The sequence below is a fragment of the Phycisphaerales bacterium genome (genome assembly GCA_016699835.1).
Lineage (GTDB): Bacteria > Planctomycetota > Phycisphaerae > Phycisphaerales > UBA1924.
The window spans coordinates 1141284-1168277 of record CP064987.1 but is presented as its reverse complement, the minus strand read 5'-3'; the positions used below and the strand labels follow the sequence as shown (position 1 = coordinate 1168277).

Genomic DNA, 26994 nt, shown 5'->3' with positions numbered 1-26994 from the left:
GCGCCATCATTTCATCCTGGCGACGCTTGACCGGTGGACGTGCCGTCCGCGACGCGGAGCGCCCGACGCTGGTGGCCTGCTCGGGTGGGGCCGACTCGTGTGCGCTCGCTCTCGCGCTCGCCACAAGGGCGAAACGTGCGAGGATCGTGGTGGGGCATGTGGTGCACGACCTCCGCGAGGCGCACGAGTCGTTCGCCGATCGCGACATCGCGCGGCAACTTGCCGAATCACTTGATCTTGAGTTCGTCGAGCGCCACGTCCACGTGCGAGCGATGAAGGGCAACGCCGAGGCGAACGCGCGCCGGGCACGCTACAGGGCGCTCGAGGCCATGGCGCGAGAGCAGCGCTGCCTCTTCGTCGCGACCGCCCACCACGCGGACGACCAGATGGAGACGATCCTCATGCGCCTCCTGCGCGGCGCGGGCGCAACCGGCCTTGCGGGGCTTCACGAGCGACGGGCGATCTCGAGCGAGAAGACCAAAGCCTTAAAACAATCCGAGATTCAAGACATCACGCTCATCCGTCCCATGCTGGGGATCACGCGGGCGAATGCCGAGGCGCTGTGTGCCATGTCCGGCGTCGCGTGGGCGATCGACCGGACCAACGCGGACACCTCGCGCCTTCGGGCCGCGATCCGCCATCGCGTGGTGCCGATCCTTCGAGTGATCGGAGAATCGCAACGCGGAAGCAATCGTGCGCCCCTCGAGCACCTCGCGGCGTCATCGGCGGCCCTTCGTGCGGCAGGGAGATTGCTCGACGACGAGTGTGCCTCGATCGTCGAACGTGGCGTGCGCGTGGGCGGGAGTGGGGGGGTGGAAGCATCCATCCGCTGGCCACGGGCGGATCTCCGCTCGCAACCGCCGGGCGTCCTCTCGGGCGTTATCAAGATGGCGGCAATGGACCTGCTCGATTGCCACCGGGCCAGCCGGCTCTCCGCCCGGACGCTCAACAAGGCCGCCACTCTGATCCTGGACGACGAGCACCGCCCGCGCCGGATGCGATTGGCCGGGGTCGAACTCCGCGTCACGGCCCGTGACGCCGTGCTGACACGCGTCGCGGCGACTCCTCCGCTACCGTGAGGTTCGCGGTGCCCGCGACCCGGATCGTGCCATCGGTCGCGTGCCTCTCTCGAGCGTCTTTGGATCAACCTCGGAGTTTTCCTTATGCCCAGCCGTCGTCGCCAGGAATCGTCGCCCTCAACGTCCAACGCCGCGGCCGCGTCCACGCGTGTCTCGCCGCCCGCGATCTCCGCCGACGAGTTCGCGCAGCGCCGCGAGCGCGTCCTGCGTGAACTGAAATCATCCATCGGCCTCATCTTCGCCTCGCCCGACGGAGGCGGGGCCGGCCTCCACGGCACGTTCCAGCCCGACGCGAGTTTCGAGTATCTCACGGGCCTCATCGATGAGCCGGGGGCTGTGCTCCTGCTCGACCCCGAGGCCGAGGATTCCGCCAAACGCGTCACGCTCCTCCTCCGCCCCGCAAACCCGGAGATGGAGGCTTGGGACGGCTACCGCGAGCCGATCGGCGGCGAACTCAAATCGAAACTCAAGATCGACACGATCATGCGGACGACGGCCCTCGCGCGCCTTCTCACCGCCATCGCGCGGAAACGAAAGAAGTTCGCCTGCCTCCACCCTTTCAGCGTCTACGACGCACCCGTCTCGGCGGACCTCGCGGTCTTCCGCAAGGTGATGGAGCGCGTGCCGGGGTGCGGCGTCGAGGACAAGACCGACCTCCTCCCCACGCTGCGGTCGATCAAGTCCAAGGCCGAACTCGCCGCGATGCAACGCGCCATCGACGCGACGGCGGCGGGCCTCCTCGCCCTCACCGGCGCCCTCAAGCCGAAGACCAACGAGCGGAACCTCCAGCGCGCCTTCGAGGGCGCGTGCGAGGCGTGGGCGATGGAGCACGGCTGCCAATGGAACGGCAACGCCTACAACCCGATCGTCGGCGCCGGGCTCAACTCCACCGTGCTCCACTACAACGCCAACGACCAGACGGTCTACGACGGCGAGGTCTTGGTTGTCGACGCGGGGGCCAAGGTGGACCGCTACTGCGCCGACATCACGCGGACGTACCCCGTCGGCGGCACGTTCACGCCCCGCCAGCGCGAGATCTATGAACTCGTCCTCGACGCCCAGCAGGCCGCGATCGACGCGATCCGCCCGGGCGTGCGGATCCACGAGGTCGACGCCGCGGCACGCAAGGTCTTCAAGAAGGCCGGGGGAGGGGGTGTCGAGGACTATTACATCCACGGCATCGGGCACCACCTGGGCCTCGAGGTCCACGACGCCAACCCCGACCTCCCCCTGCAGACGGGCATGGTCGTCACCATCGAGCCGGGCCTGTACATCCCCAGCGAACGGATCGGCGTGCGGATCGAGGACGACATCCTCGTGACGCCCAAGGGCTCCACCAACCTCTCGGCGGCGATCCCCAAGGGGGTCAGGGAGATCGAGGCGCTCGTGGGGGGGCGGGCGGGGGCGGGCGCGAGAAGTGAACGAGCCGGAGGTTCGGGCGTGAAACGCCGTTAGGTAGTGGGTCTCGGGCAGCGCGCTCAATCGTGGGGCGGGCGAAGCGCCCGTCCCACGGCACCCGGCACCTGTGATTTCTTAGGATGTCCTGTATGACCATCGTTCTGGAGACGGGAAAATACGGTCGTCGTGCCATTCTCAAGTCCGAGTGGTCAGACGTGATGATCGAGTACCTGGCAAGCAATGACGTCGTCGAGCTTGAACTGAATCAAGCAAAGGGCTGGAGGGGTCAGGATCTTTCGTTCTTGGCATCGCTGCCGTGGTTGAAGTCATTTGATATTCTCGACCTCAATATCCGCAACGTGGGACCGATTCACGATCTGCACAAACTGCGAAATCTTGGTGTGACGACCTATTGCTCGACCGAGATCGATTTCTCTGCGTTCCCAGAGCTTGAAGACTGTGGACTGGAGTGGCGTCCCAAGGCAAAATCGCTGTTTGGATGCGTGACACTCAAAGACCTCTTCGTCAATCGCTACAATGGCAAAGACACCGAATTGTTTGGAAAACTGGTGAATCTGGAATCGCTGACCATCTTGAATGCGCCGGTAAAGAAACTGCATGGGTTGAACACCCTGAAGAGACTCAGGTCGTTGCGACTCGGCAACTTGAGACGGCTGACCTCTCTCGCGGGCATTGAGGAGCTGAAAGACCTGGAAGAGTTGGAGGTTCACACGTGCCGAGCCATCACCTCGATTAAAGAAGTTGGCGAGCTGCCACGGTTGAAAAAGCTACTCCTCAACAACGATGGGGAAATCGACTCTCTGATGCCACTGGAGAAGCTTGATGGCTTGGAATGGGTCACGTTCTACGAGTCTACAAACATCGTTGATGGAAACCTGGACCCATTAGTGCGACAGAAGCATCTTGCGCAAGTGGCCTTCCGAAATCGGCGTCATTACTCCCACAAATCAGAGCAGATGCGAGACCTGATTGCGAGAAGACAATGAGCGGAAGGCCGTTGTGCGTGGCGACGAAGTTCTGCTCCTCCGGACTTCAGTGGTGGGGACGACGAGACATGGTACAGACCCAGGCCCTTAGGCCATTCTTGCGCGTCGTGGAGTAGGCATTTGGAGGCCTCGGGCGATCGGCTGTGGCCCGCATCGAGTCGTTCGTGGTCCTCGAGGAACGACTTTTAGTCCTCGAAAAATCGTTTTTGCACCACGAGAAATGATTTTTCGTCCCCGAGAAATCGTTTTTGGTCCCCGAGAAATGATTTCTCGTCCCCCAGAAATCGTCTTTGCACCACCAGAAATCATTTCTTCAATGACAAATGTCGTTTCTGTACCGACAGAAATCGTTCTTGTCGCTGCAGGAATGATTCCTGCAGCGAAGAAACTCCTCCGCGAGGGGTGATTTGTCAGGAACTGGTTCGGGAATGCGGCGATTCCCGCGAGATAATCGGGGGGGACGTGGGGGGGAGGGCGTGGGAGGGGGGCTAGCGCAGGATCGCCCGCACCAGGGCCTCGCCGACCATCGCGAGGAGGATGAGCGGGAGGTGGGCGATCGAGGCGAAGAAGACCGCCCGGGCGTTCTCGCGGGTGCGCTCCTTGATGAGCCGCAGGGCCAGGGCCACAAAGACGCCCCCCGCCGCCGAGGCGACGACGACGTAGGGCAGGCCGACCCAGCGCGGCATCATCCACGCCGGAAGCAAGGAGAGCGCGAAGAGGGCGAGCGTCCACAGCGCGATCGAGCGGGCCGTCCTGCGTCCCGTCTCATCGACGACGGGGAGGATCCTGTACCCGCCCATCGCGTAATCGTCCTTGTACATCCAGCCGATGGCCATGAAGTGCGGCATCTGCCACGCGGTCATGAGGAGAAAGAGCGAGAGCCCGCCGGACTCCCACAGGGCAGAAAGGCCGGGGGAGTTCGATGCGGCTGTCCACCCGATCAGCGGCGGCAGAGCGCCGGGGATCGTGCCGATGAGCGTCGCCCACGGCGTCACGGGCTTGAGCGGCGTGTAGAGCAGGACATAGACAAGGATGCACGTCGCGCTCAGGAGCGCCGGCAGCGGCGTCGAGAGGAGCAGCAGCGTCATCACGCCCAGCACGCTGAGGATGACGCCGAACGCGAGGACCTGCAGCGGCTCGGCACGCCCCGTCGGGAGCGGGCGACGCCTGGTCCGCGGCATGAGGGCGTCGCGGTGCCGCTCCATCCACTGGTTGATCGAGTTCGCCCCCGCGGCACTGAGAGCCGTCCCGATCATGGTGATCAGGATCAGGCGGACAAGGCCGAGACCGGAGGGATCCGTCCATCCGAGTGAGGCCCCGGGAAGCCCGGAATCGCGGAAGCCGTGCGTCAGGGCCGAGAGCCCAAGTCCGACCGAGGCCGTGATGACCACGAGTCGCACGATCCGCGGCTTGGTGGACTCGATGAGCACCCCAACGAGGCCCGTCGAGGCCACGGCACGACCATGCGGCCGCGACACCGCGACAGCGCGGGTGGTCGGGCGGAGATCGGAGTTGGTCGTCATGACCTTGGACACGGCGTGTGATTCGCTCGGAAAGGTGGCGGGGACGAGCGTTCGGGGAACGCGAACAGATTCCGGTGTGGGCGAAATACTAAGCGGGTTCCGCTCGCCAGGGGGGAAGGGGAGGCAAGGCGAACGCGGAGGAAGACGGAGGGTACACAGAGGGAGACAGAGGGGGATTTGGGTATCGAATCCAGAGGGCGGCTGCGGTGGGAGCGGCGGGAGTCAGGTCTACTGGTTGAAAGAGGGCTGAGACTGGCCGGCCCGGCGGGTGCGGAGTTGGTCGATCATCTCGCGGACCTCGGCGGCCATGCGGCTGTTGGGGAACTCCGCGATGATCCGCTCGCCCAGCACGACGGCCCGGTCCCATTGGCGGTCCTGGACCGCGAGTTTGAAGTCCGCCCCAAGATGCTCGCGGGCCTTGGAGATGATCCCCCGCGCCAGTTCGCGATACGGCTCGGCCTCGACCTCGGTCAGGTACTGGTCGAGTTCCTTCAGGAGTTCCAGGGCCTCGTCGGGCCGGTCCTCACGCGAGGCGATGAGGAACCGGCGCTCGACATCGACCTTGTACAGCGTTTGCGCGCGCGTCAGGCGCTCCATGAGCCCGACGACACGCGGCGAATCGGGGTAGAGCCGCGCGAGGCGTGCCGCACGCTCGTGGGCGGCCTGCCAGTGGCGGAGCGAGAGCCGACGCTCGAACTCGGCGAGTTCGGCATCGAGGGCGGCGTCCACCGCGCCCGAGCGCGCGTCATTGATCCGCTGGCGATAGGTCTCGGCGAGGGAGCGCGCCCCGAGCGTGTCGCCGAGCACGGCGATCTGGGCGAGGGCGGATTCCCAGTCCCGGGCCTCGAGGTCGGCCTCGATCGCTTCGACGAGAATGTCGCGCTCGGCATGACGCGAGAGGGCGCGGCGGGCGGTGTCGCTGAGCGCGGCACGATCGGCGAGGTCGAGCGTGGTGGACCGCAGTTCGTTCAGGCGGGCCAGCATGGCGCCCGTGCCTTTGAGGCGTGCGGCAAGGAGCGTGAGCATAAAGGCGATAGGCGCGAGGGCGAGGAGCAGGATCGCCACGAGGGGCCGAACCCACGATGGGTCGGCGGGGAGAAGGAACGCGGAGAGGACGGCCAGGGCGAGATAGAGGCTGGTGAGAATCAGGGCGAAGGGAAGGCCGTCGCCGGTGGAGGGGCGAGAAGTCAGCGGGCGTGGTGGATCGGAGGGTTCGGGCATGAGATCAGGACTCTCGCATGGATCATGGGAGGGAATGGGAAGTGATGTAGGAGAAGGAAGTCACAGGCGGGACGCCTGTGACACGAGACGAGGTCGATTTCCCCTCCTCAACTTCCGGGCGTGGGGTCGCCGCAGTTGCGGTGAACCGGGACGAGGCAGAGGAATCGCAGGCCCTTCTCGCCGGCCTTGAACTGGTGCTCCTGGTCGGCGGGGACATAGACGACATCGCCCGACTTGACGGGGCGTTCGGCCCCTTCAAGAAGCACCGTGCCGCCGCCGTCGACGATGAAGACCTCGTGTTCGTAGTCGTGGCTGTGGCGGGGGGTGTTGCCCCTGGGCTCGACCTTGAACTGGCGGAGGGCGAAGTTGGGGGCGCCGTCCTCGCGTCCGACCATGATGGCCATGGTCGCGCCGTTCACGCCGGGCATGGTGACGGGGGCCATGGGGACGTCGTTGATGTTGCGGATGAGCATGGTGGTGATTCCTGTGGATGCCGCGTGGTCCTTGCACGCGTGGCGTCACGAATAGTATCGCCCATGTCCAACCCCCCAGAAAACACGGGAAACTCGCCGGTCCATCGCCATGGGCCGGTGGAGATCGAGGTCTATACGCTCGGGCCGTTCGAGACCAACTGCATGGTCGTGTGGCCGGCGGGGGGGGCGGGCGAACGTGACCGTCCCGAAGGCGAGCGCGAGTGCGTGGTCGTGGATGCCGGGATGGGGGCCGAGCGGATGCTCAAGGCGATCCGATCACGCGGGGCACGCGTGACGGCGATCATCCTGACGCACGCGCACATGGACCACATCGCGGGCGTGGGCGCGATCAAGAGCGCGTTTCCCGAGGCGCCGATCATGATCCATGAGGCCGAGCGCGAGTGGCTGACGAACCCGCAACTCAATCTCAGCATGCTCGGCGGCTTCCCGGTGACGGCACCGCCCGCGGATCGGCTGCTGAAGGATGGCGAGATCGTCGAGATCTTTGATGTATCGCACTCGGGGGGATCGGGCGAGCGTGCCGTGAAGTTTGAAGTCCGGCACACGCCGGGGCACTCGCCGGGGGGGATCACGCTGGTCGTTGAGGGCGGCGGCGTCGCGCTCGTCGGCGATGCGCTCTTTGCCGGATCGATCGGGAGAACAGATTTCCCCGGGAGCGACTTCGAGACGCTCGAGCGGTCGATCTGTGAGAAGTTGTACACGCTTCCCGAGGAGACGGTGATCTTTCCCGGGCACGGGCCGACCTCGACGATCGGGCGTGAGAAGCGGTCGAATCCGTTTGTGAGAGGATGATCTTGCTCTACGCGCAGAGTGTGTAGACGAGGTAGAGGCAGGCGGGCCGCCTGCCCCACGAGGTGTAGTAGATGAAGAACTGAAGGCGAGAGAACTCATCACCACTCTGGAGAGTGGTGCCACCTGGAGGAGTGCCACCCGACTCAGGGCACCGACGGACCCAGGCCCATGCAGCGGCGCCAGGTGCTGAACTGCCCGAGGTGGAGCATGGGGTGGGTGAGCATGAAGAACTGGAAGACCTGGCCGAGTTTTGGGAAACGCTCGGCGTAGCGCGAGTCCTTGGGCGTGTTGGAGAGCAGCAGTGCGTCGTCGATGGTCGGGATCGCGGCGACGACGGCGTCGTGCCCGGCGATGAACGCGTCACGCACCTCGTCGAACGACGGATACGCGAGACCCTCGGGCATGTGCCGGGCGTCGTGGCTCTCCACCCCGCGTCCGAAGAGCGTGGTGTAGGACTCGGGGACTTGGACTCTCGAAGCGTCCCGCCCAAGGAGCGTGAGCATCATCGGCGGATAGATCGCCAAGTGCCCGAGGATGAAGACGGGGTGGTTAGTCTCGATCGTGACTGGCTTCCCATCATGCTCGAAGGTGGGGCGGTGCGCTGCGACTTTCGGATCGACTCCATGACAAAGCGCGACGGCGTTGTCGCGGACACGATTGGCGGCGGGAAGCGTGAGTTCGGCGATCTGGCCCATGAGTCAGTTCCGTGTTTTTGTGTGGCGTGTGTGTAAGGGCATTCTCGACTCGCCCTCGTGGCATAGGCGTCCCGCCTGTGACTACTCCTACTTCGTGTTCTCGTCTCTGTTGGACTTCGTTCTATGTGCTCTTCGTGTCAAGTCTCTTGTGATGCCGCTCATAGCCCCACGTATCGAGCATACACATTCCTCGCGATGGTGATGTCGGTCGTGCCCTGGACGATGGCCCGTGCGTCGGGGAAGAGCGTGAGTCGGAGAGCGTGGTCGGCGAGTTCGAGCCGCGCGAAGAACCGGTTGGCCGTTGAGGTCTTCACGCCGGCGGCGGACTGCCACGAACTCGCGATGGAGGCGAGGTCGAGCCTGGCTTGCGACATCGGGACTATCTGCACGGCGTTCTGCCCGCAGAGCGTGGACTCGGCCTGCGATTCGTGTCGAGTCGCGTCGAGGAAATCGAACTGTCGATGGGCGCAGCACGGACACTCAGGATTCGGTGGCCCCAGGTCGATCGATCGCACTCCAAACGGCCAGACCTCGATTGTGTGCAGGCGAGCGGGGATCGACGCGGGATCGACGATCGCGTGGATCGCCTCGGCGGCCTGGAGCGAGGCCATCACGCCGACCGCCGGCCCGAGGACGCCGGCAGACTCACAGGTGGGCGTTGTGCCTGGAGCAGGGCAATCGGGAAAGACGCAGCGAAGGCAGGGCGTGGCGATCGCGTGTGGGCTGGGGCGGACCGTGAACTGTGTGCCGTTCGTGCCGAGGACGCCCGCGTAGATGAGCGGAAGAGAGAATCGCACCGCGACGTCGTTGAGGAGGTATCGCGCCTGGAAGTTGTCGGTGCAGTCGAGGATGAGTGTGGGGCGAGCGCGTGATCCAACTTCTGCGTCGCTCGATGCATTCACGTCGAGCGCGAGGAGCGTGGCGATGTTCGACGGACGCACGTCGGCGGGAATCGCGTCGATCACGATCGTGTGGTTCACCTCGCGGAGCCGCTGGGCGGCGGCGACAACCTTGGGAAGCGACTGTGCCGCGTCGGCCTCGGTGAAGAGTGTCTGACGCTGGAGGTTGGTGAGTTCGACGATGTCGCGGTCAATGAGCGTGAGGTGGCCAACGCCGGCGCGGGCGAGGAGGTCGGCGCACTGTGTCCCGAGCGCGCCCACGCCGACGATCGCGACGTGGGCGCACGAGAGTCGCGTCTGGCCCTCGTCGCCGATCTGGGGCAGGATTCGTTGGCGGGCGTAGCGCGCGTCGTTGGGCACGTCGGTATTGTTGACCATGGCAGGCACCGGGGAACACGAGCGAGAGACCAAGTCGAGACCGGCACGGTGGTGCGCGCCCACGCCGATGCCCACGCGATTTGATGCGCGTTCGGTCTCAGGCCGGCGTGAGTTGCTGCTCCGGCCCTTCGAGGAATCTGACGCTCCGGCACTCTTTGAGGGCGTGGATTCGTCGCGCAGAACGCTCCACCCCTGGCTGCCCTGGGCGGCGACACAGCACCTTTCGGCACAGGCCGCGCTGGACTCGATCCGTCTGATGGCCAGGGCGAGGGAGAACGTCCTCGACCCCGAACTCGGTGCCACCATGGGGTTTGTCGTTGGGGTCTTCGACGCCCGCACCGATGAACTGCTCGGCGGCACGGGGTTCAACCGTGTGGATGCCGCGATGGGCAACGCCGAAACGGGGTACTGGCTCAGAGAGAGCGCGCGAGGCGAGGGCGTGGCGACACGTGCCTGTGCCGCGATGCTCTCGTGGCTGTTCACGGACCAATCGTCCGGCGGCTTCGGCTTCCGGCGCGTGCACATCTTCGCCTCGGTGGCCAACACGTCCTCGTGCGCGATTCCCACGCGACTCGGTCTCCGCCAGTCACAGCACACGCGCCTCGATCGATGGATCGATGGGATCGGCTACACCGACACACTGGGCTGGGACGTGCTGCGCGAGGAATGGAATGTGCCGGGGCAGGCATTGCAACACGCAGCCCGATCGTAAGGGAGTGCCCTGAGATCCATCGGAAGTCGATGAAAGCCGCGCCTCATGGTTGGGCTTCATGCTTCGTCGCCGCGCGATGGCGAAGAATCGCTACGCCTTGAGATCCAGCACGAGTTTCTTGAGCGTCTCGCGCCGGGCACGCACATCCTTGTACGTGATCTGCTTGATCGCGATCGAACTCGCGAGTTTCTCGGCCTCCTCGGCACAGGGCAGATCCCGCTCGTTCTCGGCCTTGGCCTGCAGCGCCGTCATCAGGCCATATTGCAGATCCATCTGCGTGTCGCCCATGACTTCCTTGCCGGCGAGCGCGTTGCGGAACGTCTCGATTGCCTCATCCACCCAGCCCATCTTCAGGAAGCACTGGGCGAGCATGTTGAGTGCATGGAGACGGCTGCGCGGGTCGGACTGGGCCTCCTGCAGTTGCGGGATCGCCTCCTCATAGCGCTCGGTCATGAAGAGCCGCCGTCCGAGTTCGAACTTTCGAGTGATGTCGGTCGGATACGCCTCGACGCGGAGGCGATGCTCCTCGACCTCGAGGTCGCCCAGACGCTTCATCGCGTCCTGAAAGGCCGTCTGCTTGTCGGGGCTTCCGCCCGCGGCGGCCTCCTTGAGCGACTGGGCCTCGCGCCGGGCCTGGCGGAGTTTCAGATCGCCCGCGAGTTCGCGGAACCGGAACTGCTTGGTCTTCTCGTGAGTGTCCATGAAAAGGCGGATGGCGCGGGCCTCGTCGTTGCCCCTGGCGCGCTCGGCCCAGAGTTTCCCGAGTTTCTCGATCGCGGGGACATCGGTGGGGCGGGCGCGATAATCCTCCTCGGCCGCGGCGACGAGCCGATCGAGCGTGTCCTCGGTCTTGACGATGCGCTCGGATTCTTCCAGTTGGCGCTGCTTGGACTGGTCGCGGATGTTCTGGCGAAAGCCGCCCTGCTCGCCCGACTGGTCGAAGCCGCCCCGGGTCATCGTCGCCTGGGCCGCGAGGGAGCGGACCTTCGCCGAGAGGTCGCCGTTCGATGGATCGAGCTTGCTCGCCTGCTCGGCAGCAACGACGGCTCGCTCATAGTTCCGAATCTTCTCGAACCCCTCGGTCAGTTTCAGGAAGAGATCCTTCCGCGGCTTGTCACGCATCGCGGCACCAAGGGCCCGATGCCCGATCCAGTCCGCGGGTTGTTCCAGACCCAGCGAGACGGCGCTGTCGAACGCCTTCACCGCGCACCCCGCGTCCGTCGGCTTCATCCCCCAGTCCACGAGCGAGGCGAGGTACCGATCCAGCGGCGTCCGCCCGCTCACGCTCTTCATGACCTCCTTGCTCAAACCCTTCTTCGCGGCGGCCGTTCCGAGGAACTTCGCGATCGAGGAGAAGAACCCCTCCAGCCCATCCATCGCGGTGGGGTCCTGCTTCAGCCCGCTCAGCCACGATTGGACGGCATACTCATAGTTCTCAGCCTCGTCCACGACGCGCGCATGATCGAAGAACCGCTTGGCCTTCTCGGGCGAGAAGGTGATCGGCTCGCTTGGGGTGCTGCCTTCGTCTGCGGACTTTTTCCAGGGGAAGAGCGCCAAGGTGTGGATCCTTCCGCGTTGGTGCGGTGGGAGGTATCGGCGGTTCGGCCGGCGCTTCGGCGCTGGCGGGGCCGGGAAGTGCGGATTCTAAAGCATCCGACGCGGGTTGGCTACTCGCGATCGGGGGCGGTTTGGGTTGTGGTGACGCGCCGGGTACGATCGGGCATGCCGGTCGATCCGAGCACGCTCTATGTCGTCCACTATCCAGCGGCCATCCTGCGCGCCAAGGCGAGCGATGTGCCATCCATCACAGACGAGGTCCGCTGGGTCGCCGCCCGCATGATCGACCTTATGCGTGAGGAAGAGGGTATCGGGCTGGCCGCTCCGCAGGTCGGCCTTTCCTGGCGGATGTTCGTCGTCGAGATACCCGAGGACGACGGCCGATCCGCGTCGGGCGAGCCGATGACCGCGACGAAGGGGCCTGTCGTGTACATCAACCCCGTGCTGTCGGAAGCAGGCGGCCTGTTGGAGTCCAAAGAGGAAGGGTGCCTGAGCCTCCCCGACATCCGCGGACCGGTGCAACGCCCGGCCCTCATCACGGTTCGCGCCCGAGGGCTTGATGGCACGGAGTTCACCCAGCATGCCGGCGGCCTGCTCGCGCGGTGCCTCCAGCACGAGAACGACCATCTCGATGGCGCGCTCATCATCGACAAGATGCCCCAGATCCACCGCCTGAAGAATCGCTCGGCGATCCGCGCCCTGGAGCGCGAGGCCGCTCAGTGACCACACGCACGATCGACCGTCATCGTCCGATGCGTCTCGCGTTCCTCGGCTCGGGCGCGTTCGGTGTTCCAACGCTCACGGCCCTCGCCGATCGCCACGAGGTCGTGCTCGTCGTCTCTCAACCGGATCGCCCGGCCGGACGTGGTGGGAAGCCCACGCCGACGCCGATCTCGAGTCTCGCCCTGGAGCGAGGACTTCGTCTGCTTCGTGTCGAGGACGTGAACCAGAGCGACTCATGCCAGGACATTCGATCCACAACAGAAGGTGTCGACGCTCTCGTCGTGATCGCCTTCGGGCAGAAACTCGGCGAGGAACTTCTGAAGGATCGATTCGCGATCAATCTGCACGCCTCGCTCCTGCCGCGCTGGCGCGGGGCCGCCCCGATCCACGCGGCCATCCTCGCGGGCGACGCCGAGACCGGCAACAGCGTGATTACGCTCGCCCAGCGCATGGACGCGGGGCTGGTCCTGGGGCGCCAGCGCACGCCGATCCTCCCCACCGACACGACGGGCGATCTGCACGATCGCCTTGCCGTGATGGGGCCTGAACTCGTGCAGGATGTGCTCAGTCGGCATCTCGCAGGAACACTCGTGGGTGAACCTCAGGATCAGGCTCACGTGACACGCGCGCGGAAACTCTCCAAAGCCGATGGCGTACCGAACTTTGGTCGCGAGGCGAACGTGTGCGTGCGACAGATCCACGCCCTCAACCCCTGGCCGACGGTGACGGTGTCATTCCGAGGCGAACCGCTGAAACTCCTGAGGGCGGCTGTCGAAGAAGATCCTGCGAAGACACTGGAAGGTGGTGAGCCGGGCACGATCGTTGATGCGCCCAGAGGCCTCGTCACCTGCGCGAATGCAATCGCCCTTCGCCTCATCGAAGTCCACCCGGCGGGAAAGCGGGCCATGCCCTGGGCTGACTTCGCACGAGGCAGAACCGTGCGAGATGGCGAGAGGCTCGAAGTTCCCGGCGCGCCCTGACGAACACAGGAAAAAGTTGCGGGGTCTGGTGAGTTCCCGCTACGCTTCAGTTCGTCATGAATGGACCCCAAGGAATGATCCCGACGTTGTGGGACTATGTGCTCGGGCTTGGTCGGCACAAGCCGCGAGTGCGCGCCAAGGTCCATCCACCGTCGCCGTCAACTCGGCCGGTGACACTCGCGGCGCCTGCGCCAGTGCCCACACGATCTGCGACCCCGAGAACAAGGCGGAAATCTCCGACCGGTGGGAGCGTGAAAGCCGCGTCACAACTCAACGGCGCGGCCTCGAACTACGAACGCATGACGCGCGAGTTGCTCGCGATCCACGGCGTGCGCGTCCGGCGATGGCGAACGTCCATGTCCGGCGTCGCATGGACCGTCACATATCAGGACGGCAAGGTCGTCCGCCTGATCGAGTCGCCCAAGCCCAAGGGGCCCATGTCGGCGGCGATCTTTCTCCACGAGATCGGGCACCACGCGATCGGGATCGGGGCCTACAAGCCGCGGTGCCTCGAGGAGTACCACGCCTGGCGCTTCGCCCTCGAGGAGATGGCCCGCCAGGGCATCGCGATCACCGAGCGCGTCGAGAAGCGTCGTCGTGATTCGCTGCGCTATGCTGTAGGGAAGGCGATCAGGCGAGGGATCAGGGACGTCCCTGCGGAACTCCTGGAGTTCGTGCCGACGCGAAGGTAAGCGTCGGCCGGGCGGAGGGCAGACATGGCGTCCACCCGCAGAATCTTGCATTGGATGTGTCTCCCGCTTGGGGTCATGGGGTCATCGCAGGCCTGGGCTGGCGCGACGTTCACCGGTCTTGGGCATCTCGCCCCCGCTCCGGGATTCAGCCGGGCGAACGCGATCTCACCCGATGGCACCTACATCGTGGGTCAGGCCTCCATCACCCCGGGGCCGGCAGCATTCGTATGGACCGAGGCTGGGGGCATGCAGCCCTTGCCGGAACTCGCCGGCGGAACATATGAGGCGACGGCCAGCGCCGTGACCGACTCGGGCGTCATCGTCGGACAAAGTGCGGGGTTCCAAGGGGGCGAGGGCGTCCGATGGGTCGGCGGCTTGCTGCAGCAACTGGGCGAACTCAGCGGGGGGGTCTACTTCAGCGTCGCAACGGGAATCTCCAACGATGCCTCACGCATCGTGGGATCCAGCGCGGCCGGCCCTGGCGTGCTCGCGTGCGATTGGAATCCATCCATCGCCTCGCTCGCGCTCCCCGCAGGGGTCACGCTTGGATCGGCGAATGCCATCACGCCCGATGGACAGTTCGCGGTCGGCGAAGGACTGGACTCAATCGGTACGGTCGCGCTCGTCTGGCTCCTCTCGACGCCGGCGTCGCTTCCAAGGATTCTTCCAACGGGCGACATGCGGGCGCTCGCCATCTCGGCCGACGCCTCGACGATCGTCGGGGCGGCGACGACCTCTAACGGGAGCGAGGCCTTCCGACGCGTCGGCGTGACCATCTCGCCCCTGGGCGATCTGGATGGTGGCCCGGTGGACAGCGTGGCCCGCGCGGTCTCAGGCGATGGCACCGTCGTCGTGGGCCGTGCGACGACCGACGCTGGCAGTGAGGCGTTTCTCTGGACACCAACCGACGGCATGCGACGGCTCGTCGATGTCGCCAGCGCAGGCGGCGCCATGGTGGCGGGCTGGACGTTCATCGAGGCCACCGGGATCTCCTCCGATGGCCGATCGATCGTGGGGTACGGCGTGGATCCTAACGGTCGCACGCAGGCCTGGCTCCTCCGCCTCGATGAGACCTCGCCCACCTGTGTCGCCGACGTCGATGACGGCAGCGGCACCGGAACACCCGACGGCGGCATCACCATCGACGATCTCCTGTACTATCTCGCGATCTTCAACCAGGGACTCGTCAGCGCCGATGTCGACGATGGTTCGGGAACAGGAACCCACGACGGCGGCGTGACCATCGACGACCTGCTCTACTACCTATTGCGATTCAATCAAGGCTGTTGAGGCGAGCAACTCGCACGAGCGCGTCGAGCGTACGGGCCGCGTCGAGCAGGATGCACGCCGAGAACCGATCCGGGCGGCCCATGTTGACGAACGAGTGATGCACAAGCGCCTCAGCGTAGTGGCGTGCCTCGGCATTTCGCTCCACGATCGCGAGCGCCGCCAGCGCGTGCACCCCCCACGGGTGGGCTGTCGCGTTGTCCGGCTGCAACTCCGCGATGAGCCAATGCATGTGGTGGCGCGCGCGACGCCACGCGTCGTGACGCCCGGCCGCAGCAAGGTCCGCCAGCGCATGAAGCCCGGCGAGTTCGTCTTCCGTCCACGTCTCGATCGTCGCCCGTTCATCGACACCGCACAAAGGTCCAATCGCGCGCGCGTCAAGGCCGAATTCGGCGTTACCAACAACCGACCACCACAATCGTTCGGCCGTGCACGCGGGTGGTGTGGGCGACTCAACGTCAAGACCGAGCAACCGAGAGAGAAGCGGACGATCGAGGGTGCGGCGGTGCCCGAGTTCGTCCGAGAACCGGTCCACAAATCGTTTCGCGTGATCGCCCGACACCGGCGCGTCGCGCAACTCCGCGGGAAGCCCCTGGTTTGCGGCGTGCAGGAGGAATCTGGTCCAGTCTTCCGGCGTGTTGAGCGGCACCGTCAATGATTGTCGAGACCGATCGCCCGGGTCCGGGAATCGTGGGCGATTGCCCAGTTTGAACTTCTAGCGACCAACCGCCGATGGGCTGAGTCGTGGGACGTGACTCAGGCCAACCTCACATTCTTCGGAGCACCTCCGGGTGGAACGGCGTGTCGCGGCCGATGGGGCCTGGCGCGGTTCCGCCGCCGCCCGGTCGATCGGCCCCCGCGCGGGCGAGTGCCGCGCCGGCGCCGACTCCACGGGCGGCTCGCTCGGGCAAGCCGGGCATGTTCGCCTTTGAGGCGGAACTCGAGGTGACGGAGATCGACGATCGGCTCCGCCCCGGCGCGTGGTTCAGCGCGAAGGGGAAGGAGTTGGGTCGGAGTTCGGTGGTCTTCGTGTCGCGCCGGATGGTCCACATCGGTCGCCTGGTGTTGCTGGCCGTGCACATGATCGACGATCGCCCGACGCCGCTCTTTGGACAGGTCGGGTCGTGCGAGTACGACACGGACGGGATGCACCGGCTGAGCATCGACCTGAGGCCGCTTCCCGACCAGGTGCTGATCGACGAGTGGATGGCAACGCTCGGGCGCAACAACGCGTAGTTTGGGTCTCGGCGAGGGTTGCGGCGTTGGGGTTACGATTGGCCCCATGCGAGTCGTGACCACGGCCGAGGAACTTCGAGAGATCGCCGGTGCGCGCGCGTCGGTGCTCGTACCGACGATGGGTGCGTTGCACGAGGGACACGCGGAACTGATCATGCGGGGGGCGGAGTTGGCGCGACGGCGCGGGCTTTCGGGCGGGTGCGTCGTGAGCGTCTTTGTGAACCCGACGCAGTTCAACGAGGCGGCGGACTTTGAGCGGTACCCGCGCACGCTGGAGGCGGATGTCAAGGTCTGCGAGCGGGCCGGGGCATCGATGGTCTTCGCGCCCGGGGTGGACGAGGTGTATCCGAAAGGCGCGAGTGAACACACGCGGCGTCTGCCGGGCGTGGCGACCATGCCGAATCTTGAAGATCGGTTCCGCCCCGGACACTTCGCGGGCGTGTGCCAGGTGGTCGCGAGGCTCTTTGAACTCGTCAGGCCCGCGTCGGCGATCTTTGGCGAGAAGGACTGGCAGCAGTTGCAGGTCGTGAAGGGACTGGTCCGCCTGGAGCGGCTTGGCGTCGTGATCGTCGCCTCGCCGACGGTGCGTGAACCCGACGGTTTGGCGATGAGCAGCCGGAATCGGCTCCTGACATCCGAAGATCGCGCGCGGGCCGGAGCGCTCAACTGGGCGCTTCGTCAGGCGTCGATGATGAAGGAACCGCGAAGAGCGGAGCAGGTCATGGCCGAGACGCTCTCGCAGGCGGGGATCATCGCGGAGTATGCCGTGGTCCGTGATGCGGCGTCGCTGCTCGAGGTCAAGGTGGGCAGGCCGGCGCGGGCACTCATCGCGGCGAGACTGGGATCGGTGCGGCTGATCGACAATGCGCCGTGGTCGAATGGCGGCTGAGAAGTGCCGGTATTCCGAGAGTGTTTGATCGCCGTACGATGGTCCTCGCGATCCACGCTCGCGTGATCGAATCGCTCTTGGCTCGTTTTCCCAGAATCTCCAAGGAGAGTTCCGAGTGCTCCGCACACCGCTCCATCAGTTCCATGTCGATCACAAGGCCAGCCTCGTGGACTTCGCGGGGTGGGAGATGCCCATCCTGTACTCGGGGATCCAGGAGGAGCACAAGCAGGTCCGCACGCGTGGCGGGCTGTTTGACGTCTCGCACATGGGGAGGGTGCGTTTCAGCGGTCGGCACGCGCGGCGACTGCTCGAGCGTCTGTGCACCCGGAAGATCGTGGACATGGACCACGGGCAGTGCCGGTACTCGCTGGTCTGCAATGAGCAGGGCGGAGTGCGGGACGACGTGATCGTGTATCGGATCGACGACGACGAGTTCCTGGTCGTCGTGAACGCGTCGAACCGCGAGAAACTTCTCGGGCACTTCGAGCAGGTCCGCGCGGCGTCGGACTTCGCGGTGAAGATCAAGGACGAGACGATGGACTCGGCGATGATCGCGCTGCAGGGCCCGAAGGTCATGGACCTGGTCTCGAAGTTCAGCAAGGAGATCCCGACGCTCAAGCGGTATCGCTTCGCGACCAAGAACCTCCTGATCGTGAAGATCATCGTGAGCCGCACGGGATACACGGGGGAGGACGGCGTGGAGGCGATCCTTCCGGCGTCGGCGGTGTCGATGGCGATGAAGATGATGCTGCAGGGCGTCCCGATGGACGGGCCCGACGCGGTGATCAAGCCGATCGGGCTTGGGGCACGCGACACGCTGCGGCTCGAGGCGGGGATGCCGCTCTATGGGCATGAACTGGGTGAGGAGATCAACGCGCTCTCGTGCGGCGTGGATTTCGCCATCGCGATGGACAAAGACCAGATGGATCGCGGTGAGAAGTTCATCGGGCTGGACGCGCTTCGGAAGACCCAGAGCGAGGGCGGCCCAAAGCAGAAACTGGTCGGGCTGGAGATCGCGGGAAAACGTGCGGCACGCCAAGGGATGAAGGTCAAGAGCGGCGGGAAGGAGATCGGCGTTGTGTCAAGCGGCGCGCCAAGCCCTACGCTGGAGAAGTGCATCGCGATGGCGTTCGTGGACGTGGAACACACGCCCGTGGGCACGGGCCTTCAGATCGATCCGGGCGGCGACCGCGGGGCGCTCGAGGCGACGGTGGTGGCGATGCCGTTTTATAAGGCGCCCAAGCCCCAGCCCAAACCGGCGATGACGATCTGACGGTTGCGTGCTGAGGGTCTCGTAGGATCCCGGCGTGGATCGCGTGTACATGGACAACGCGGCGACGAGTTTCCCGAAAGCGCCGGGGGTGCGTGAGGCGATGGTCCGCGCGCTGGAGTCGCCGGGATCGCCCGGTCGCGGGGGCTATGCCGAGAGCCTTGCGGCGAGGGCGACGATCGAGCGCGTGCGGGAGTCTCTCGCGCGGCTGCTCGGTGTGCGTGGGCAAGCGAAACAGATTGTCCTGACCGCGAGCGCGACCGATGCGCTCAACCTTGCGATCCAGGGCGTCGTGAGAACGGCGTCGAGAGTCAGCGATGGAAAAACGCGTTCTGTGCATGTCGTCTCGAGCGTGATGGAGCACAACTCGGTGCTCCGCCCGCTCCGACTCATGGAGCAGCAGTGTTTGGCGCGGGTGACACTCGTCGGCGCGGACGGGGCGGGACGCGTGCGCGCGGCTGAGGTGATCGGCGCGATGGAGCAAGAGACCGCTCTCGTCGTCCTGGCTCACGCGAGCAACGTAACGGGGGCGATCCAGCCCGTGGATGCGGTGGGGGAGGCGTGCCGGGCACGGGGAGTGCTGTTTCTCGTGGATGCGGCCCAGTCGATCGGGCACGTGACGGTGGATGTATTGAATCAACACGCGGATCTCGTCGCGTTTCCGGGGCACAAGGGTCTGCTCGGCCCGAGCGGCACGGGCGGGTTGTACATCAGAGCCGGCGTGGAGGATCGGATCGATCCTTGGCGCGTCGGCGGGTCGGGCGGCGAGGGAAGCGAATCGGAATCACAGCCCACAACGATGCCCACACGGTTCGAGGCCGGGACGCCAAATGTGGTCGGGCTTGCGGGACTGCTCGCGAGTCTCGAGTGGGTCGAGAATCGGACCGTGGAATCGATCTCGGCCCACGAGGCGGAACTCATCTTGTGCGGCTTGGAGTTCGTCTCTCGCCGGGGCGTGATGCCGGGGATGAGGTTGATCGGCCCGGGAAAGGAATCAGGACCGGGCGAGCGTGTGCCGGTCTTCTCGTTCGCGCACGAGAGCGTGGAGCCAGCGGAACTGGCGGCGATTCTCGAGCAGCAGTTCGGCGTGCTGGCGCGATCGGGGTTGTTGTGTGCTTCCGGGGTGCACTCGGCGTTGGGCACATCGCCGCATGGGGTTTTGAGGCTGAGTCCGGGGGTGTTCACGCCGGTCGAAGAGTTCGAGCGGGCGCTTCGGGCTCTCGACGAGATCGGTCGCGGGATTGCCTAAGTGGAGAGGTCCACGGCAGAGGTCCATGCAGAACGAGTAGACGCTGGCGAGACGCCTGTGCCACGAGATGAGGCAGGTTGTGCTCGTTTCGAAGGGAGTCAGGGCTGCTTCGCCGCGGCGCCGCCGGAGTTTGGGGCCGAGGGAACCTCGACCCAGCTCGTCGCCTCGTGGCGGACGATCGCGCCCGTGGTGAGATAGATGATCTGCTCGGCGATGTTGGTCGAGTGGTCGGCAACGATCTCGCAGAGGCCCGCGATCTCGTGGAGTTGGAAGGCGAACTCGAGGGGCATCGCGCTCTTGGAGATCTTCTCCTCGGCGTCGCGGAGGAGCGCGTCCTTGAACGCCGTCACGGTGTGCTGGCTCTGGAGGACGACCTTGGCGAGGACGGGGTCGTCGTGGAGGAGCGCTTGAGAGACATCGCGCAGGATCCCGATGACGCTGTTGGCCATCACGCGGAAGGTGTCGGGGAAGGCGGGGTGTGGGGCGGCGTTGGGCAGATTCGGCCTGGTGAGGGCGGCAAGGTCCACGCCCACGTCGGCGATGCGCTCCAGTTCGTTGTTGATCTTCACGATCGTGAGGATCAGGCGGAGGTTCGCCTCGGTGATGGTGGCGTGGGCGGCGGTCGCGTCGAGCAAGAGCGCGACCGAGGCCTTCTCGATCGCCACGTCGGCCCGGTCGATCACATCATCGAGTTGCGGCACGCGGTCGGCCAGAGGCTTATTGCGGGTAAAGACAGCCTCGAACGCCGCTTCGCTCAGGGCCTGCACGCGACGAGCCTGCTCGATGAGGTCGGCCTTCAAGCGCTGGGCGCGCTGGGCAAAGCCCGGCTGACCCTGCGGCGCAGGGGTCGGGGGAGTTGGGGGCGTGGAATGTGGTGGAGGGGTCGGCATCGTCTCCAGGTCTCCGCCTGTGTCCCAACGATAGCCCCGTTCACACGAGTGGCCGATGCCCGATCCCCCGCACGGTCGAATGTGATGGCCATCGGGGGCGCGTCGTATCCTGTGCTGACCCCGCCGACGTGAACCGGCGTCACCTGACCGTCCGCTGCCAAGGAGATGGATCCACCATGAGTTTTGAGATCACCACCGTCCACGCCCGCCAGATCCTCGACAGCCGCGGCAATCCCACGCTCGAGGTGGATGTGCTCCTCGACTCGGGGGCCCTGGGACGGGCCGCCGTTCCCTCGGGCGCGTCCACCGGCGAGAACGAAGCCGTCGAACTCAGAGACGGCGGGACGGCGTGGGGCGGCAAGGGCGTCCTGCGGGCGGTCGCCAACGTCAACGAGCGCCTCGGGCCTGAACTCCTCGGCCACGACGCCCGCGAGCAGGAGGCGATCGACGCCCGCATCATTGCCCTCGACGGCTCGGCCAACAAGGCCAACCTCGGCGCCAACGCGACGCTGGGCGTGAGCATGGCCGTCGCCAAGGCCGCCGCCGAGGCCAGCGGGTTGCCGCTGTATCGATACCTCGGCGGGTCGTCGGCCAAGACGCTCCCCGTCCCCATGTTCAACATCCTGAACGGCGGGAAGCACGCCGACAACACCGTCGACTTCCAGGAGTTCATGATCCAGCCCTGGGGCTTCGACACCTTCGGCGAGGGCTTCCGCGCCGGCGTCGAGATCTACCACGCCCTCAAGAAGGTCCTCCACGATGATGGCCTCTCCACCGCCGTCGGCGATGAGGGCGGGTTTGCCCCCAACCTCAAGAGCAACGAGGACGCCCTCAAGATCATCGAGAAAGCCGTGAAAAAGTCCGGTTACAAGTGGGGCGAGCAGATCTTCGTCGCCCTCGACCCCGCGACCAGCGAGTGCTGGAACGAGGCCGAAAAGGAAAAGAAGCACGGCTACTGCATGTTCAAGTCGACCAAGGAGGTCATGTCGAGCGACCAGATGATCGACATGTGGGCGAGGTGGTGCGACAACTATCCGATCCGCTCGATCGAGGACGCCCTGGCCGAGAACGACTGGGACGGCTGGAAGAAACTGACAGCCCGCCTGGGCGAGAAGGTCCAACTCGTCGGCGACGATCTCTTCGTCACTAACAAGAAGTTCCTGGAGCGCGGGCTCAAGGAAGGGTGCGCCAACGCGATCCTGGTGAAGGTGAACCAGATCGGAACGCTGAGCGAGACGTTCGAGGCCGTGAACCTCGCGACGCGGAACCGGTATGCTGCGGTGATGTCGCACCGCTCGGGCGAGACCGAGGACGCAACGATCGCGGACCTCGCGGTGGCGACCAACTGCGGCCAGATCAAGACGGGCGCCCCCTGCCGAAGCGACCGCAACGCGAAGTACAACCAGTTGCTCCGAATCGCCGAGCAGTTGCAGGGCCACGCGGTCTACGGCTCGACGACGTGGTGGCGGTCGTAATCGGGGCAACGGCGTTGGCCGGCTTCATTCTTGGAGCGGCATTCGGGATTCGTGATTCGGCATTCGTGGGGCGCGTCGCCAAGGCCGTGGCCACTCTGCCATGGCCGTTTCACATACCCTGGTGCCCAGTGCCTAGTGCCTGATGCCTTCTTCCCTCAACACCCTGCGTTGAAGTGATCGAGGAAGAAGAGCAGGTCGTCGATGGTGACGGCTCCGTCGTGTGTGCCGGTGGCGGAACCATCGTCGAGATCGGCGGCGGCGTTGCCGGACTGGAAGACGCCGAGGAAATAGAGGAGGTCGTCGATGGTGATGGCGGAGTCGCGGGTGCCCGTGCCGCTACCGTCGTCTTGGTCGGCGGGGCAGGGCGCAGCGATGGGAACAAACTCCACGGCCCCTATATCGATGATTGGGGACGTGCCCAGGCCGGTGTCGGGCGTGGCGGGGTCGTCGATGAAGCGGGGATTGCCGAGGAGATCGACGAGCGTGGCTGTGGCGGGATACGCATCGTTGCGGCCGGCGTCGATGCAGGGCGAGTCCGGGGCGAGGCGGTAGTCGTCGTCGGCGGTGCCGAGGATGTCGTCGGGCCCGTCGAGGTCGAGGAAGCGGGGATCGAGGTTGATGTTGCCGTTGGTGGTGGGGCCTTGCGGAATCGCGACGCAGGAGTGCTCAATAGATTGGTAGACGCCGAGTTGGGCGAGCAGGGGGGTGGTGGCCGAGCCGGTGTTGTTGAGGAAGATCGAGTTGCGGATGGTGGCGAGGGATGCGTCGAGGAGGCCGCGCGTGGGAGGATTCGACGGTATGAAGTGGTTGTTCCCGAATCGACCGATGGAGTTACCCGCAAACACGCAGTTGGAAATGGTTGTCGCGGAGTTGAGCGAGATTGCGGATCCCAAACCCGGGCTTCCGCCAAGATTGGGTCCGACGGAGTTGCCACCGTTACCGGTTTGGTTGGCGATGAAGATGCACCCCGAGAACACGGCGGGGCTCGTGGAACCGAAGCGGATCCCGGCGACCGCGCCGCCGTCACCACTGGGTGAGACGCCCGTCTGGTTGTTGTCATTGCCGCCCGCCCCGGCGGTGTTGCCAACAAACACAGTTCGGTCTATGGTCATGGCGTTGGTGCCGGACCCACGAAAGAAGATCGCTCCACCGAGTCCTCCCGCACCCGACGATGTATTCGTTGATGAAGCGCCGTTCCCAGCAATGTTCCTCTCGAAGACGCATCGGGAGACGGCAAGCGAGCCAAAGACCGATGCGATGGCACCTCCGTTCGCTCCGGCTTGTGAATTTCTTGAGGAGCAGGCACCGATTCCCCCGCTGCCGCATCTATTGTTCGTGAAGTTCGAATCCGTCACCGCGATACTCGAAGAGTCGGCATACAAGGCGGCCCCGTTGCCAGGGCCGATGTACGTCGAGCCGGCAGCACACCCCGCAAAGTGGCCAAAGGGAGTGAGATTGTCTTCAAAGAGACAGTCCTCGATGTGAAGTACCGAAGATCCAGCCAGAAGACCCACTCCATCAACCGTCCCAAAGCGAGCCTGATCCACCCTGAATCGGCACAACCTCACCGTGCATCGTGATAGCAGCACGTTCGCTTGATAGAGAGACAGGCCACCGCCGCTGATGTATCGATTGCTCCCGGCTGGCGGTGGCGGGGCCTGCGTGCCGTCGCCATGAACGATCAGCCCATCGATGATCGTGAGCGGCGTGCTCGCGGCCGGTGCTGTGCCCGTGACCGTGATGGTCCGTGGTCCGGCGCCCTCGAACGTCGTGGGATGGGCGGCGATCACGCGATCGTCGAGATTGAGTTCGGTCCCAGCAAATCCGCCATAGATCGAGACTCCCGGCAGGACGACGAAAGACGTGTTGTCCTCCGGCCTGTACACTCCCTCGGCGACCCACACCTCATCACCCACGACGGCCACGCCCAGAGCGCTCTGGACATCGGTGTACGCCGTCGCCCACGTCACCCCATCGCCGCCGGCCGAGGCGGTGGCGTTCACATAGTGGATGGTCGCGGAGGCGACATGCACAACCGCGAGCGACGTGACTGCCGCGACCATCGAGATAAAGCCCCGACAGCGCGCCAAGCATGTCACTCGGCGTGACTCGGTGGTTCTTGGGCATGGGAATGAGCCGATGCCATGGCGGAGGTTCGTCATTACCACAATCTACACAGGATGTCGCACGATCACAAGGCCACTTCAGCACCCCGCATTGAACCGGGTGAGGTAGTAGAGAAGGTCGTCGATCGTCACACCGCCATCGTGGGTGCCCGTGCCCGAGCCATCATCGACGTCGGCGTCGACGAGGCCTTGGTTGAAGATCTGGATGTAGTAGAGCAGATCGTCGATGGTGACGCCGCCGTCGGGGGTTCCCGTGCCCGTGCCGTTGTCGACGTCGGCGATGCAGACAATCGGCGGGGCATAGTTATGCCCTGATTGCGCGGACACGAGCGCGCCTGGTGTCAGGACTTCGATGGTGTGCAGCACGTGCACATCGGCCGAGATGCCCGACATGATCGGGCCATTGCCACTGAGCCGGTTGGCCGAGAGCGTGACATTGAGCGTTCGCGACCACGTGAACGTCGCACCCACGTTGGAGGCGCATGTCTGAGAGAGTGATCCGAAGCCCGACAAGAAGGAGGATGTGCACAGGCCGAACGAGGCGATGACGCCCACCACCGGGTCCTGATCGGTGACGGTCGCGTGTCCGGTCGTGGCCGCCGTGAACCGCAGCATGACCGGCGTGCCGACCGGGAGTGTCGTGGACGTGATGGTGATCTGATCGCTGATGGAGCCGGTGCCGAACGCGGTCAGGAACATACCCGCGCCGGAGGTCTCTCCCGTGCCGGACGCGGAGAAATGGAACCCTGAAAAGTCCGCGTCGCACTCGGCAAGGCACATCCCAAAGGCGCCGCGTTCCACGTTGTTGTCCATGGCCGACGAGATCGCGCTCGCCGGCGCGACGGCCAGCACCCCCGAGTCCGCCGACACGTCGCCGGGCCCTGGCCCAAACGCCTCCGAGACCGCGCGCGATGTGGCCCGGAGTTGGGGTTGGGCGCAGGCCATGGAGTTCAGTGTTGCGAACAGAAGGATCATCACTACGCGTCTCATGGTGTGTCTCCCCACATCGAAACGGTCACGGATCGAATGCGGTGCTATCGCACAAGATGATCCTTGCCAGAAACCCCATCGCACAAAGTTTCGATGACACCATGCACCGTGTCATCGTCTATCAACATCCGGCATTGAACCTCACAAGGTAATACAGCAGATCGTCGATCGTCACGCCTCCGTCGAGGTTGCCCGTGCCGCTGCCATCATCCACATCTGCGGCGACGAGGCCCATGTTGAAGATCTGGATGTAGTAGAGCAGGTCATCGATGGTGACGCCGCCGTCGGGCGTGCCCGTGCCCGTGCCGTCGTCCACGTCGGCGATGCACGTGATGACGGGGGCATAGTCGTGTCCGCTGCACGAAGTCAGCCCCGCGCCGGCGGTCAAGACATCGAACCACACCACGGCGTTCAGGCTGGCTTCGAAGGAGCCGGTCTGGTTCAGCCCCTGCAGGACGCGATCTCGAAGCAGGCTGTCGAGCCGCCCACGGATGTCGAAAGATTGTCCAACGACGAGCGTGAACTCGTCATTCGTCGTGCCCTGCGTGTCGTTGATCGAGAGAAACCTGCCGACGGGCCCTGTGACGTCGAGTCTGGCGCTGAATGAGCTCTCGGTGGGGGGGAAGCTCGCCGAGTTGCTGGCAACGTGTCCTCCGACAAGGGAAAGGTTCGCGCGCACGGTGACAGGCGTGCCGGCGGGGAGCGTCGCAGAGGCAATCGTGAGTCGATCAAAGAACTGGGCCTTGGCGTCACCGTCGCCCTGGTCGATCCACAGAAAGATGCCGCAGCACGAGCACGAGGATCCGACACCACTCCCGAGGTATGAGAGCGATCCATAGTCTGACGTGATCAGCACCGAGAGTTCCGAGTTGCACCCGCAGGCGTTGGTGGGGCTGACGCTCGCGCTGGTGACGATCGGTCCTGCGCTGACAATGCCCGTGTCAGGTCGGGTCTCGGCCGCTCCGCCGCTGTCGCACATACCATGGGCCATCCGGGCGCTGTTTCGCAGGCCGCACTGTTGGGCGTGGGCTAGGCTATGAGTGAGCGACGAGGCTGAAAGCACGGACACGAACGCGAGAGTGGCACGTTTCATGAACGAACTCCAGGGACGCCGGCGCTGGTCACAAGAAACTCAATCGGCACGGTCAAACATCAACCATGCCATAGCGCCGGGGTAGGGAAGATCGTACCTGAGAATGACGAGAAACAAAAGGCCGTCTTGCGTCCGGAAACTCGTGGGAGGTCGATCCGAACCGGGGACGAACGACCACGAATAACGGAGATCTGTGGCATCACTACCGCACGCGGATCAGTGATCGATGCTGTGGAAACATGCTGCTGAGACGAGCTACTCGCGAAGCCTCATCACGAACGAGCCGGCGGGCGCCATGACGTATCTCTTGCGACCGTGCCCGGCCAATCCCGCCCTGGT

General features: G+C 65.1%; 25 protein-coding genes. 14 read left to right on the top strand and 11 right to left on the bottom strand.

The window, feature by feature from the left end; genetic code table 11:
* Nucleotides 1-26 precede the first annotated feature (26 nt).
* The 3 genes from tilS to IPK69_04860 all read left to right on the top strand — a co-directional run bounded on the left by tilS (nucleotide 27) and on the right by IPK69_04860 (nucleotide 3484).
* Nucleotides 27-1079: a tRNA lysidine(34) synthetase TilS gene (gene tilS / locus IPK69_04870; protein ID QQS09956.1), complete on the top strand. Its 1053-nt coding sequence runs from the start codon at nucleotides 27-29 to the stop codon at nucleotides 1077-1079.
* Between the two features lie 84 nt (nucleotides 1080-1163).
* A complete protein-coding gene (locus tag IPK69_04865; GenBank protein ID QQS09955.1) occupies nucleotides 1164-2534 on the top strand; it encodes an aminopeptidase P family protein in 1371 nt (456 codons plus the stop codon).
* A 92-nt stretch (nucleotides 2535-2626) separates the two neighbouring features.
* Nucleotides 2627-3484 carry a hypothetical protein gene (locus IPK69_04860; protein QQS09954.1) on the top strand — a complete coding sequence of 286 codons (858 nt, stop codon included), beginning with the start codon at nucleotides 2627-2629 and terminating at the stop codon, nucleotides 3482-3484.
* A gap of 488 nt (nucleotides 3485-3972) precedes the next feature.
* Here IPK69_04860 and cyoE read toward each other — a convergent pair whose 3' ends face one another.
* The 3 genes from cyoE to IPK69_04845 all read right to left on the bottom strand — a co-directional run bounded on the left by cyoE (nucleotide 3973) and on the right by IPK69_04845 (nucleotide 6701).
* Entirely contained in the window at nucleotides 3973-5019 is a 1047-nt protein-coding gene (gene cyoE / locus IPK69_04855; GenBank protein QQS09953.1) for a protoheme IX farnesyltransferase, read from the bottom strand.
* Nucleotides 5020-5235: 216 nt separating this feature from the next.
* Nucleotides 5236-6228, bottom strand: a complete 993-nt coding sequence (locus IPK69_04850) for a hypothetical protein (protein ID QQS09952.1) — start codon at nucleotides 6226-6228, stop codon at nucleotides 5236-5238.
* 107 nt (nucleotides 6229-6335) lie between these two features.
* The gene (locus tag IPK69_04845; protein ID QQS09951.1) at nucleotides 6336-6701 is read right to left on the bottom strand and encodes a cupin domain-containing protein; all 366 of its coding nucleotides are present in this window, start codon (nucleotides 6699-6701) and stop codon (nucleotides 6336-6338) included.
* A gap of 117 nt (nucleotides 6702-6818) precedes the next feature.
* On the opposite strand from IPK69_04845, the gene IPK69_04840 reads away from it, so the two are divergent.
* Nucleotides 6819-7514, top strand: a complete 696-nt coding sequence (locus IPK69_04840) for an MBL fold metallo-hydrolase (protein ID QQS10423.1) — start codon at nucleotides 6819-6821, stop codon at nucleotides 7512-7514.
* A gap of 143 nt (nucleotides 7515-7657) precedes the next feature.
* On the opposite strand, the gene IPK69_04835 is transcribed toward IPK69_04840, so the two are convergent.
* The gene (locus IPK69_04835) at nucleotides 7658-8209 is read right to left on the bottom strand and encodes a DinB family protein (protein ID QQS09950.1); all 552 of its coding nucleotides are present in this window, start codon (nucleotides 8207-8209) and stop codon (nucleotides 7658-7660) included.
* A 158-nt stretch (nucleotides 8210-8367) separates the two neighbouring features.
* A complete protein-coding gene (locus IPK69_04830; GenBank protein ID QQS09949.1) occupies nucleotides 8368-9486 on the bottom strand; it encodes a ThiF family adenylyltransferase in 1119 nt (372 codons plus the stop codon).
* A 67-nt stretch (nucleotides 9487-9553) separates the two neighbouring features.
* Here IPK69_04830 and IPK69_04825 point away from each other — a divergent pair, with 67 nt between their 5' ends.
* Nucleotides 9554-10198, top strand: a complete 645-nt coding sequence (locus IPK69_04825) for a GNAT family N-acetyltransferase (GenBank protein ID QQS09948.1) — start codon at nucleotides 9554-9556, stop codon at nucleotides 10196-10198.
* Between the two features lie 90 nt (nucleotides 10199-10288).
* On the opposite strand, the gene IPK69_04820 is transcribed toward IPK69_04825, so the two are convergent.
* The gene (locus tag IPK69_04820) at nucleotides 10289-11755 is read right to left on the bottom strand and encodes a hypothetical protein (GenBank protein QQS09947.1); all 1467 of its coding nucleotides are present in this window, start codon (nucleotides 11753-11755) and stop codon (nucleotides 10289-10291) included.
* A gap of 165 nt (nucleotides 11756-11920) precedes the next feature.
* On the opposite strand from IPK69_04820, the gene def reads away from it, so the two are divergent.
* From def to IPK69_04800, 4 genes are all read left to right on the top strand, one after another.
* On the top strand, nucleotides 11921-12478 hold the full coding sequence (gene def, locus IPK69_04815) for a peptide deformylase (GenBank protein QQS09946.1): 558 nt from the start codon (nucleotides 11921-11923) through the stop codon (nucleotides 12476-12478).
* Nucleotides 12475-13458 (top strand): methionyl-tRNA formyltransferase, encoded by a 984-nt coding sequence (gene fmt / locus IPK69_04810; GenBank protein ID QQS09945.1) that lies wholly within the window; start codon nucleotides 12475-12477, stop codon nucleotides 13456-13458. Before def ends, fmt begins: the two co-directional genes overlap by 4 nt.
* A gap of 251 nt (nucleotides 13459-13709) precedes the next feature.
* Nucleotides 13710-14150, top strand: coding sequence for a hypothetical protein (locus tag IPK69_04805; GenBank protein ID QQS09944.1), 441 nt, complete (start codon nucleotides 13710-13712; stop codon nucleotides 14148-14150).
* Nucleotides 14151-14225: 75 nt separating this feature from the next.
* Complete coding sequence (locus tag IPK69_04800; protein QQS09943.1) at nucleotides 14226-15440, top strand: hypothetical protein; 1215 nt, start codon at nucleotides 14226-14228, stop codon at nucleotides 15438-15440.
* On the opposite strand, the gene IPK69_04795 is transcribed toward IPK69_04800, so the two are convergent.
* Entirely contained in the window at nucleotides 15424-16086 is a 663-nt protein-coding gene (locus IPK69_04795; protein QQS09942.1) for a hypothetical protein, read from the bottom strand. The genes IPK69_04800 and IPK69_04795 overlap by 17 nt on opposite strands.
* Nucleotides 16087-16238: 152 nt before the next feature.
* Here IPK69_04795 and IPK69_04790 point away from each other — a divergent pair, with 152 nt between their 5' ends.
* From IPK69_04790 to IPK69_04775, 4 genes are all read left to right on the top strand, one after another.
* The gene (locus IPK69_04790) at nucleotides 16239-16673 is read left to right on the top strand and encodes a hypothetical protein (protein QQS09941.1); all 435 of its coding nucleotides are present in this window, start codon (nucleotides 16239-16241) and stop codon (nucleotides 16671-16673) included.
* 46 nt (nucleotides 16674-16719) lie between these two features.
* Complete coding sequence (locus IPK69_04785) at nucleotides 16720-17562, top strand: pantoate--beta-alanine ligase (GenBank protein ID QQS09940.1); 843 nt, start codon at nucleotides 16720-16722, stop codon at nucleotides 17560-17562.
* 115 nt (nucleotides 17563-17677) lie between these two features.
* Nucleotides 17678-18835 (top strand): glycine cleavage system aminomethyltransferase GcvT, encoded by a 1158-nt coding sequence (gcvT, locus tag IPK69_04780; protein ID QQS09939.1) that lies wholly within the window; start codon nucleotides 17678-17680, stop codon nucleotides 18833-18835.
* A gap of 34 nt (nucleotides 18836-18869) precedes the next feature.
* Nucleotides 18870-20081: an aminotransferase class V-fold PLP-dependent enzyme gene (locus IPK69_04775; protein QQS09938.1), complete on the top strand. Its 1212-nt coding sequence runs from the start codon at nucleotides 18870-18872 to the stop codon at nucleotides 20079-20081.
* 98 nt (nucleotides 20082-20179) lie between these two features.
* Here IPK69_04775 and IPK69_04770 read toward each other — a convergent pair whose 3' ends face one another.
* Nucleotides 20180-20971 (bottom strand): hypothetical protein, encoded by a 792-nt coding sequence (locus IPK69_04770; GenBank protein ID QQS09937.1) that lies wholly within the window; start codon nucleotides 20969-20971, stop codon nucleotides 20180-20182.
* 176 nt (nucleotides 20972-21147) lie between these two features.
* Here IPK69_04770 and eno point away from each other — a divergent pair, with 176 nt between their 5' ends.
* Nucleotides 21148-22446 (top strand): phosphopyruvate hydratase, encoded by a 1299-nt coding sequence (gene eno / locus IPK69_04765; GenBank protein QQS09936.1) that lies wholly within the window; start codon nucleotides 21148-21150, stop codon nucleotides 22444-22446.
* A 155-nt stretch (nucleotides 22447-22601) separates the two neighbouring features.
* Here the strand turns inward: eno and IPK69_04760 are convergent, their stop codons facing one another.
* The 3 genes from IPK69_04760 to IPK69_04750 form a co-directional block, all read right to left on the bottom strand.
* A complete protein-coding gene (locus IPK69_04760) occupies nucleotides 22602-24536 on the bottom strand; it encodes a hypothetical protein (protein QQS09935.1) in 1935 nt (644 codons plus the stop codon).
* Between the two features lie 114 nt (nucleotides 24537-24650).
* Nucleotides 24651-25547 (bottom strand): hypothetical protein, encoded by an 897-nt coding sequence (locus IPK69_04755; GenBank protein ID QQS09934.1) that lies wholly within the window; start codon nucleotides 25545-25547, stop codon nucleotides 24651-24653.
* Nucleotides 25548-25683: 136 nt separating this feature from the next.
* A complete protein-coding gene (locus tag IPK69_04750) occupies nucleotides 25684-26553 on the bottom strand; it encodes a hypothetical protein (protein ID QQS09933.1) in 870 nt (289 codons plus the stop codon).
* Nucleotides 26554-26994: the final 441 nt, after the last annotated feature.

Excerpts from the sequence above, each read along its gene's own strand:
- IPK69_04865 (QQS09955.1), top strand. The coding sequence starts at position 1,164 with ATGCCCAGCCGTCGTCGCCAGGAATCGTCGCCCTCAACGTCCAACGCC.
- IPK69_04860 (QQS09954.1), top strand. The coding sequence starts at position 2,627 with ATGACCATCGTTCTGGAGACGGGAAAATACGGTCGTCGTGCCATTCTC.
- IPK69_04850 (QQS09952.1), bottom strand. The coding sequence starts at position 6,228 with ATGCCCGAACCCTCCGATCCACCACGCCCGCTGACTTCTCGCCCCTCC.
- IPK69_04845 (QQS09951.1), bottom strand. The coding sequence starts at position 6,701 with ATGCTCATCCGCAACATCAACGACGTCCCCATGGCCCCCGTCACCATG.
- IPK69_04835 (QQS09950.1), bottom strand. The coding sequence starts at position 8,209 with ATGGGCCAGATCGCCGAACTCACGCTTCCCGCCGCCAATCGTGTCCGC.
- IPK69_04830 (QQS09949.1), bottom strand. The coding sequence starts at position 9,486 with ATGGTCAACAATACCGACGTGCCCAACGACGCGCGCTACGCCCGCCAA.
- IPK69_04825 (QQS09948.1), top strand. The coding sequence starts at position 9,554 with ATGCCCACGCGATTTGATGCGCGTTCGGTCTCAGGCCGGCGTGAGTTG.
- def (QQS09946.1), top strand. The coding sequence starts at position 11,921 with ATGCCGGTCGATCCGAGCACGCTCTATGTCGTCCACTATCCAGCGGCC.
- IPK69_04800 (QQS09943.1), top strand. The coding sequence starts at position 14,226 with ATGGGGTCATCGCAGGCCTGGGCTGGCGCGACGTTCACCGGTCTTGGG.
- IPK69_04785 (QQS09940.1), top strand. The coding sequence starts at position 16,720 with ATGCGAGTCGTGACCACGGCCGAGGAACTTCGAGAGATCGCCGGTGCG.
- IPK69_04770 (QQS09937.1), bottom strand. The coding sequence starts at position 20,971 with ATGCCGACCCCTCCACCACATTCCACGCCCCCAACTCCCCCGACCCCT.
- eno (QQS09936.1), top strand. The coding sequence starts at position 21,148 with ATGAGTTTTGAGATCACCACCGTCCACGCCCGCCAGATCCTCGACAGC.
- IPK69_04755 (QQS09934.1), bottom strand. The coding sequence starts at position 25,547 with ATGATCCTTCTGTTCGCAACACTGAACTCCATGGCCTGCGCCCAACCC.
- IPK69_04750 (QQS09933.1), bottom strand. The coding sequence starts at position 26,553 with ATGGCCCATGGTATGTGCGACAGCGGCGGAGCGGCCGAGACCCGACCT.